The following is a 1,471-nucleotide window of genomic DNA, read 5'->3' as shown; positions in this document are numbered from 1 at the left end:
CTTCCGCTGAGCGCTCGCGTGAGATCGCGTCGGCAATGTCCGGGTGCTCCTCGCGCATGCGCTCCTCGACCAGGCGCTCGATCACGGAAGCCTCGGGTTCGCTGGTGCCGATGTCCTGCCGCATGGCATCCGCGCTGCTGTAGCCGAACATCTCGGCCACCACGTCGGGCGGCAAGGCTTTCCCCTCGTCCGTGGCGAGGAAGCGCTGCACCGCATAGACGGGCTCCCGGGCGATCTCTGCAGTGATCTCGGGCTCGATGCTGGCGCGGGCCGCATCGGCCAGTCCTCTGACCTCGGCGCTCGCCTTGGTCTTGGCATTGGTCAGCCACTTGAGGTCGCGAAGGGATCGGGTGTCCCGGATCTCGATCGCACGCTGCGCGGATTCGTCGGACGCCTGCATGTAGGCATTCCAATCGTCGGCGCTCATGCTGTCCTGGGTCAGCAAGGCATCGCCAGCGGGCTCCGCCAGCTCGGTCGCGATCTCCGACACACCATCGAAGGCCTGGGCCTCGGCGGCGGTCATCGCCTCAGGTGCAGTCCGCAGGTTGGGCAGCAGCTGATCCCCGGGGAGGTGGGCCACCAGGTCGGCCAGCGTGATCGCGACATCGCCACCGGTGGCCTGGGCTTCACCCACCTGGGCGGCCACGTTCGGCGCTGCGCTGAGGTCGACGCCTGCGAGGTGCTCCGGCGCGATGTAGAGGACGGTCTCGGGCTGGAGGTGCTCGACCAGCTCGGCGAAGCTCTCGGGGTCGCGGGTTTTGAGGACCGAAGCCTCGGCAGCCTTGATGATCTCGCCCACCTTCTCGGCATCGTCGAGGGCTACCTGCGCAGTTTCGGCACGGGCCACGCTGCGACTCTCGGCGATGCGGCCCCAGGTCAAGCCCGCCACTTCAGGACCGGCGCTGACGCCTTCGCCGAGGATCTCCAGGGCAATTTCGACCGGATCGGCTTCCTCGCCGACAGCCTGGGATGCCTGCGCTGCGCCGATGCCGCCGCCGGCCCCTTGGACGCCCGCCTGGCCGAGGATGTTGGTGAGCTGGTTGCGACCCAGCTTCAGGCCCATCGCGGCGCCTGCCACGGCGTTGGCGGGGACTTCTGCGAGTGTCTTGGTCCAGGCTCGTTGTGCGGCCTCGGGCTCCGCCAGACCCTTGGATAGGCCTTCCTGGTAGTTCGCACCCAGCGACTGCAGCACGACGGCGGTGCCGTTCCCAGCAGCGCCAGCGACAGCGGTGCTCACCCCCTTGGCAACGAGCTGGTTGCTCACGTTGCTGACGATCGCCGATCGGACCGGTGCGGTGGCCGCAGCCCCGAGTCCGAAGCCCAGCAGCGAGGCCGGGAGCTGCTCGGTCAGGAACTTGCCGACGATCTGGATCGGGTTCTCGGCGGCAGCGATCTCGCCAGGCAGCTTGACGAGCGTTCCATACCAGGTGCCGCCGCCGGTTTCCTTGGCACGTTCACCTGCGGCCTGCAG

General features: G+C 68.5%; 1 protein-coding gene. It reads right to left on the bottom strand.

Going from position 1 to position 1,471, the window contains the following annotated elements; genetic code table 11:
• Positions 1-1,471: hypothetical protein (locus x551_RS26045; protein WP_036251585.1), on the bottom strand; the 1,471-nt coding region annotated here is incomplete at both ends.

This window comes from Methylibium sp. T29 (assembly GCF_000576205.1).
Classification (GTDB): Bacteria; Pseudomonadota; Gammaproteobacteria; order Burkholderiales; family Burkholderiaceae_C; genus Methylibium; species Methylibium petroleiphilum.
The sequence above is the reverse complement of the archived record's forward strand: the minus strand, read 5'-3'. Positions and strand labels throughout refer to the sequence as shown.